The sequence below is a fragment of the Legionella tunisiensis genome, from assembly GCF_000308315.1.
Taxonomy (GTDB): domain Bacteria; phylum Pseudomonadota; class Gammaproteobacteria; order Legionellales; family Legionellaceae; genus Tatlockia; species Tatlockia tunisiensis.
In genome coordinates, this window is sequence record NZ_CALJ01000132.1 from 1 (window position 1) to 6676 (window position 6676).

The window sequence follows — 6676 nt, forward strand, 5'->3', positions numbered from 1 at the left end:
ATTATTAAAGACGTCATTGCTGATGCGTTTTTACAACAAATTTTGCTAAGACCAGAAGAATATAGTGTAATCGCCACCTTGAATTTAAATGGTGATTATATTTCTGATGCGCTTGCTGCCCAGGTGGGGGGTATCGGAATTGCTCCTGGAGCTAATATCGGTGATGATGTGGCTGTCTTTGAAGCAACTCATGGAACAGCGCCTAAATATGCAGGCCAAGATAAAGTAAACCCAGGATCGTTGATTTTATCAGCTGAAATGATGCTCCGCCATTTAGGTTGGATTGAGGCGGCTGATCTGATTATCAAAGGAATGGAAGGAGCAATTGAAGCAAAACCGTTACTTATGATTTTGAGCGTTTAATGCAAGGCGCTACTTGTGTAAGTTCTTCCGGATTTGCTGAGGCGATGATTAACCATATGTAAATAAAGTAATATTCTGAAATTGAATAGTTATAAAGTAACTTTATAACGAATAAAACAACGCCCCTGAAAAGGGGCGTTTTACGTCCCAAAAGAGGACTTTTGGGTACAAATAAATTTGGCAGCATTAAGAGCTCAACTGCCATTTTACAGATTAACAATGAGAGTATTTTTATACGATTCATAATAACCAGTATGAATGCTATCTAATCAAGATGTTGTTGATTATCGCAAGGTTTAATTTTTCAATAATTAAATCATCTTTTTACTGGCCAAAAGTGCATTGTAAGTCTATAAAATTAATAAAGGGTGTATGTCATGAGCGGATGGTCTTTAGAAGAAATAATTGAGCGCAAAAAGGCGGAGTCGGAAGCCTTACCTGCGGTCAGACAGCCGAAGAAGTATAGGGTTATACTACTCAATGATGATTATACGCCGATGGAGTTCGTAGTGGATGTATTGAAGCGGTTCTTTCATTTAAATGAAGAATTGGCGACACAGGTGATGTTACAGGTTCATATTTTAGGAAAGGGAGTTTGTGGTGTTTTTACCAGGGATATAGCAGAAACAAAGGTCGCACTAGTGAACGACCATGCTAGAAGCAATCAGCATCCCTTGTTATGTACCATGGAACCCGAAAACTGGTAGTGGCTGGAGAGAGGAGCAATAAAATGTTAAACAAAGAACTTGAATTCACCTTAAATCTAGCCTTTAAGGAAGCCAAAGAGAAACGTCACGAGTTCATGACAGTAGAGCATTTATTACTCTCTTTGCTTGATAATCCAGCAGCTGGTAATGTGTTACAGGCTTGCGATGCCAACATTGATTCGTTGCGACGTGATTTGCTTGAATTTATTGATGAAACCACGCCTAGAATTCCAGAGGATGAGCTAGATCGAGAAACTCAACCTACACTTGGTTTTCAACGTGTACTACAACGAGCAGTTTTTCATGTTCAGTCTGCAGGAAAAACTGAAGTGACTGGCGCTAATGTTCTTGCAGCGATATTTAGTGAGCAAGAAAGCCAGGCTGTTTATTTTTTGCGTCGTGAAAATATAACGCGTTTAGATGTCATTAATTATATCTCCCATGGTGTTTCTAAATATCATAACAATGATATGAATGACGGTATGAATTCACCAATGGATGACGAAGGATTAGGTGGAGAAGGTAGTGAATCCCCGCTTGAAAGTTATTGCATGAATCTCAATAAGCGCGCCAGAATGGGTAAAATCGATCCTCTTATTGGTCGCCATGAAGAAATTCAACGCACTATTCAGGTTTTATGCCGCCGTCGCAAAAACAATCCCTTGTTGGTGGGTGAAGCAGGTGTAGGCAAAACAGCCATTGCTGAAGGGCTTGCACGACGTATTGTTGATGGTGAGGTTCCAGAAGCAATTAGCAATTGTGTTGTGTACTCACTGGATTTAGGGGCCTTGTTGGCAGGTACCAAATATCGTGGTGATTTTGAAAAACGTTTAAAAGCCGTTTTAAAACAATTAAGTCAACAAGATGGCGCTGTCTTATTTATTGATGAAATTCACACCATCATTGGTGCAGGTGCGGCATCTGGCGGAGTAATGGATGCTTCCAACCTCATTAAACCCTTACTCGCCAATGGTGAATTGAAATGCATTGGTTCAACGACCTATCAGGAATATCGTGGTATTTTTGAAAAAGACAGGGCGCTTGCCAGACGTTTCCAGAAGATTGATATTACAGAACCAAGTGTTGATGAAACCTTTGAAATTCTGAAAGGATTAAAAGGACGTCTCGAAGATCATCATGGTGTCAAATTTTCTATTCCAGCACTTAAGGCTGCCGCTGAGTTATCAGCCAAATACATTAATGATCGTTTCTTACCTGATAAAGCGATTGATGTGGTTGATGAAGCAGGCGCGTACCAAAATCTGTTAACAGCGACAAAACGTAAAAAAATAATCTCTGTGACGGAAATTGAAAGTGTCGTGGCCAAAATCGCTCGTATTCCCGTTAAGAAAGTTTCTGCTCGAGACAAAGATACCTTACGTAATTTGGAGCGGGATTTAAAATTGTTAGTTTATGGTCAAGATGATGCAATCACAGCACTTGCTTCCGCAATTAAACTGGCTCGCTCAGGTCTGCGTGAACCACAAAAACCAGTCGGTTGCTTCCTCTTTGCTGGACCAACAGGGGTAGGTAAAACAGAGGTCACTAAGCAGTTGGCCAATGTCTTGGGTATTGAGCTGTTGCGTTTTGACATGTCTGAGTACATGGAAAAACACACTGTTTCACGTCTGATTGGTGCTCCTCCAGGCTATGTTGGTTACGATCAAGGGGGATTATTGACGGAGGCTGTGACTAAAAACCCTCATGCAGTGTTGTTACTCGATGAAATAGAAAAAGCACACCCTGATGTGTTTAATCTACTGTTGCAGATTATGGATCATGGCACCTTAACGGATACGAATGGACGGCAAGCAGATTTTCGCCATGTGATTCTGGTGATGACTTCTAACGCCGGTGCCTATGAAATCAGCAGAAATGCTATTGGTTTCTCTTTGCAGGATAACAGCAATGATGGATTAGAGGTTATCAAACGACAATTTAGTCCTGAATTTAGAAACCGATTAGATGCCATTATTAATTTTGCTCCGCTTGATCAGATGACGATTGGTTTAGTTGTCGATAAATTCATCATGGAGCTTGATGAGCAATTAAGTAATAAAGGTGTAACCTTTAAGGTTGATAAGTCAGCTCGAGATTGGTTGATTGAGCATGGCTATGATAAAACGATGGGGGCACGACCAATGGCGCGCCTAATCCAGGAAAATGTGAAGAAACCACTCGCTGATGAATTGCTGTTTGGTAAGTTGGCGAACGGTGGTCATGTTACTTTGCAGGTAAAAGATGGCAAGCTTCATTTCGATAGCCATGATCATCGTGAAGGTGTTTGTTAAATCTAACTTGTCCTTAAATAGTCAAGGCTCTCATGCTTTAGGCGTGCAGGGCCTTTGTTTTTAGTAGATGAAATGACTAAAAATTATATTTTTAGATAAGAGATTTATAGTAGTATTACGAAAAATTTAACAAGTTAGCTACCATTTTTCAGAGTATTATTAAGTGGGCGATAATATTATCCAATTGCTTGAAAATACCTATTTAGAATATGGAGGTTCCCGATATGTTTACCAGCATCCTGCAAACGCTGATTGGTTGATTAAAGTTATTAAAAAGGATTATCAAGATAAAAAATCGTGCTTTCGACGATTAAAGAAGTTTTATCCTGTTTTCTTTTTGCGCCTGTATTATTATGAAACACGTGAATATATCAAAAATCAGCTCTGTTATCCTGAAAGTACTCAATACTTCGAAGAAGTCATCGGTTTTTGCAAGACCAATTTGGGTTTTGGCTTGATTGTAAAAAGCGGAAAAGAATAGGGCTGGCGAACTTGCAAACAGACTGGGTTATTTTATAAAGCATCAATTGTTTGATGAGCAACTGACGATAGAACTACATCAATTTTTCAAACAGATATATAAGAGTCCTATAATTATTGGCGATCTGAATCGACGTAATATTGTATATTCCTACAATAAAGGTCAGGAACGGGGCAGATTTGTATTGATTGATGGCTTTGGTGACAAGACTTTTTTCCTTACCTTAGTCTCTTTCCTTTTTTAAATTCATATTTTAAAAGAAGAAGAATCAAGAGACTTTTGCAAAAGCTACCTAAGGATTTGCAAAATAATCTGTACTCAAAGGGCCGACTATTCTCGGCTCAAGCAAGACGCGACAATCTGGTGGCCAATGATGGAGTTTAATAGAAAATGAGCGCTATTTTACTAATCTGCATTGGTTATTAGCCTGCTTTCAGTTGTAAATTACTTACAATTATGCCCTTATCCGGTTAAAATACCGCAATTATCGATCTGGCTGATTAATTATACATGCTCAGTGTCATTATCATCGCTAAAAATGAAGAGGCAAACATTAGACGTTGCCTGGAATCTGTGCAATGGGCTGATGAAATTGTCGTTCTTGATTCCGGGAGTAGCGATAATACGGTTGCCATTGCCAAAGAATATACTGAAAAGGTTCATTGTACGGATTGGCAAGGTTATGGCATCCAAAAACAGCGAGCGCTTACTTTTGCTACGGGAGATTGGGTATTAAATCTCGACGCCGATGAATGGGTAGATGCCACACTCAAAGAAACAATAATTACTGCTATCAAAAGCAATGAAGTGGATGCTTATCGCATACCGATCTGTATGAATTTCTATGGTCAACCCTTGCGTTTTTCTTCCAGTCCCAAACGACATGTGCGTCTTTTTAAGCGGGCTGGTGCTCGTTATAGTGAGGATATTGTGCATGAAAAAATTCTACTTCCGGCAACAGCAAGAATCTGTCGAATAAGGCAGGGAATTATGCACAACTCTTTTCAGGATGTTAGCCACGCCCTTTACAAAATCAATCGTTATTCGTCTTATAGTGCCAAAATAAAGATTGAAGCAAAGAAATCGCCGAGTTTTGGTAAAACTTTATTAGGAACAGGGTGGATGTTTTTCCGTTGTTATTTCTTGCAACGGGGTTTTTTAGATGGAAAAGCTGGATTTTTATTTGCTGTTTTTAATGCGCAGGGGACTTTTTATCGTGGTATCAAACAGCTTTACCACGATGCTCAGTTCGAAAAATTGCCCAAGACAATAAGAGATAATTCATAGTATGGAAACAACACTCAGTTTTTCGCAAAAATTTTCTTTGCACCGTACCGTGCCTTTCTTACTAGTTGCCACCCTCTTTGTTTTACCCATGAGCTCTAGTGGGAAGAGTATTGGTATGGCTTTGTCGGTAGTGGCCATTCTACTATCGCCTTCTTATCGTTCGGAATTGGCTAGTCTTTTTGCAAAATCATGGTGCAAGGCTGCCTTGATTTTATTTGGACTTGCCTTGATTGCTTGCTTTTGGAGCCCCGCTAATTTTCAGAACGATTTTTGTCGTAGAAAAATACAGCAAATTGCTTTACTTACCTCTGTTAGTGGTTGGCTTTCGTGATGCTAAAACGAGACAAGCGGGTTTGCATGCTTTCTTATTGGCTATTTTTATTACCTGCGCGCTTTCCATCTTGAAGTTTCATGGTTTTTTGCAATCACTTGCCATTGATCCTGATAATGTGTTTCGCAATCATATTATTACTGGTTTTATGGTTGCTTTTGCGGCGTATCTCTCGCTGTTGTTAGCCTACCGTCATCAAGGTTTAGGGGGGCGTATCGCTTATGTTTTACTGGCAGGGATCTACAGCTATCAAGAGCTTTTTATCAATATTGGTCGTACAGGTTATGTTGTGTACCTATTGATGATGGGTATTTTAGTTTTACAACTTTGTTCCTGGCGTCAGGCTATAGCGGGCATTCTATTGATTAGCTCGGCATTTACCTTGGCTTACTTTAAATACCCTTTAATCAACGAACATGTGAATTCAATTGCCAAAGAATTAAACCGTTATCAGAACAATGATAAGAACTCAGCGGTTGGCTACCGTTTACAGTTTCATGATTTTGCGCACAAGCTTTTTAACCAGCATCCAATATTTGGTAATGGCACCGGCAGCTTTACTTATTATTTTAGAACTGAGAAACCGGTACCAGCTTGGGGACCTAAATTGTTAGAGCCTCATAATCAATATTGGTTGGTTGCTGCTGAATTTGGGATCGTAGGTTTTGCTGCTTTATTGTTCTTGTTTGTTAGTTTAATTCGAGCGAGTTGGCAGCTTGATAAAACAAGAGCTATTGCTTTTGCCATGCTGATACCTTTTTTGCTTGGTAATTTTTCGGATTCTTTATTGTTTTATTCTGGCTCGGGCTATTTCTTTCTCTTATTCATGGCATTGTGTCTTGGCGAACAAGTTAATCCTGATAAAGCACATGTTTGATGGAAGGTCTAAGGTTACTAGCGAAGTAACCCAGTACAGATTCTAACAAAGCATTGTTCTGGGTTGCTTCGCCAAGGCTCACTTAAAACGCCAGTTTTAATTGCTGCCAATATTGGTTGTAAAGCGTCAAGGTATCTTCTCCTACATCACGTTGAAAATGACCGCGTTTGAGTGTTGCCGCAGAGGGGTAGACAACCTTATTTTCACTCACTGATTTAGGTAATAACTCACGCCCTTTGGCATTAGTAATGGCATGTCCTTCGGCGAGTGCAATTTTCGCACTGGTTTCAGCCTGGAGCATGAAATTAATAAATTGATAGGCTTCATCCGGATGAGGTG

At 39.7% G+C, this 6676-nt stretch carries 7 protein-coding genes and 2 pseudogenes; 8 read left to right on the plus strand and 1 reads right to left on the minus strand.

Annotation, left to right across the window (positions count from 1 at the left end):
• The 8 genes and pseudogenes from BN58_RS23540 to BN58_RS23545 form a co-directional block, all read left to right on the plus strand.
• Positions 1–425, plus strand: a pseudogene (locus tag BN58_RS23540) (isocitrate/isopropylmalate family dehydrogenase); the annotation flags it as partial.
• 315 nt (positions 426–740) lie between these two features.
• Positions 741–1070, plus strand: a complete 330-nt coding sequence (clpS, locus tag BN58_RS08710) for an ATP-dependent Clp protease adapter ClpS (protein WP_019216488.1) — start codon at positions 741–743, stop codon at positions 1068–1070.
• A 23-nt stretch (positions 1071–1093) separates the two neighbouring features.
• Entirely contained in the window at positions 1094–3361 is a 2268-nt protein-coding gene (clpA, locus tag BN58_RS08715) for an ATP-dependent Clp protease ATP-binding subunit ClpA (RefSeq protein ID WP_019216489.1), read from the plus strand.
• Between the two features lie 163 nt (positions 3362–3524).
• The gene (locus BN58_RS08720; protein ID WP_019216490.1) at positions 3525–3842 is read left to right on the plus strand and encodes a YrbL family protein; all 318 of its coding nucleotides are present in this window, start codon (positions 3525–3527) and stop codon (positions 3840–3842) included.
• 46 nt (positions 3843–3888) lie between these two features.
• A complete protein-coding gene (locus BN58_RS37685; RefSeq protein ID WP_019216491.1) occupies positions 3889–4086 on the plus strand; it encodes a YrbL family protein in 198 nt (65 codons plus the stop codon).
• Between the two features lie 266 nt (positions 4087–4352).
• The gene (locus BN58_RS08725) at positions 4353–5129 is read left to right on the plus strand and encodes a glycosyltransferase family 2 protein (protein ID WP_019216492.1); all 777 of its coding nucleotides are present in this window, start codon (positions 4353–4355) and stop codon (positions 5127–5129) included.
• A 1-nt stretch (position 5130) separates the two neighbouring features.
• Complete coding sequence (locus BN58_RS28305; RefSeq protein WP_051131871.1) at positions 5131–5460, plus strand: hypothetical protein; 330 nt, start codon at positions 5131–5133, stop codon at positions 5458–5460.
• Positions 5423–6337, plus strand: a complete 915-nt coding sequence (locus tag BN58_RS23545; protein WP_232220467.1) for an O-antigen ligase family protein — start codon at positions 5423–5425, stop codon at positions 6335–6337. The genes BN58_RS28305 and BN58_RS23545 overlap by 38 nt, the downstream gene beginning before the upstream one ends.
• An 82-nt stretch (positions 6338–6419) precedes the next feature.
• Here BN58_RS23545 and BN58_RS31660 read toward each other — a convergent pair.
• Positions 6420–6676: pseudogene (locus BN58_RS31660) on the minus strand (spermidine/putrescine ABC transporter substrate-binding protein); the annotation flags it as partial.

What these genes read in the sequence shown, in the direction of transcription:
- clpA (WP_019216489.1), top strand. Translation starts at nt 1,094, where the DNA reads ATGTTAAACAAAGAACTTGAATTCACCTTAAATCTAGCCTTTAAGGAA.
- BN58_RS28305 (WP_051131871.1), top strand. Translation starts at nt 5,131, where the DNA reads ATGGAAACAACACTCAGTTTTTCGCAAAAATTTTCTTTGCACCGTACC.
- BN58_RS08725 (WP_019216492.1), top strand. Translation starts at nt 4,353, where the DNA reads ATGCTCAGTGTCATTATCATCGCTAAAAATGAAGAGGCAAACATTAGA.
- clpS (WP_019216488.1), top strand. Translation starts at nt 741, where the DNA reads ATGAGCGGATGGTCTTTAGAAGAAATAATTGAGCGCAAAAAGGCGGAG.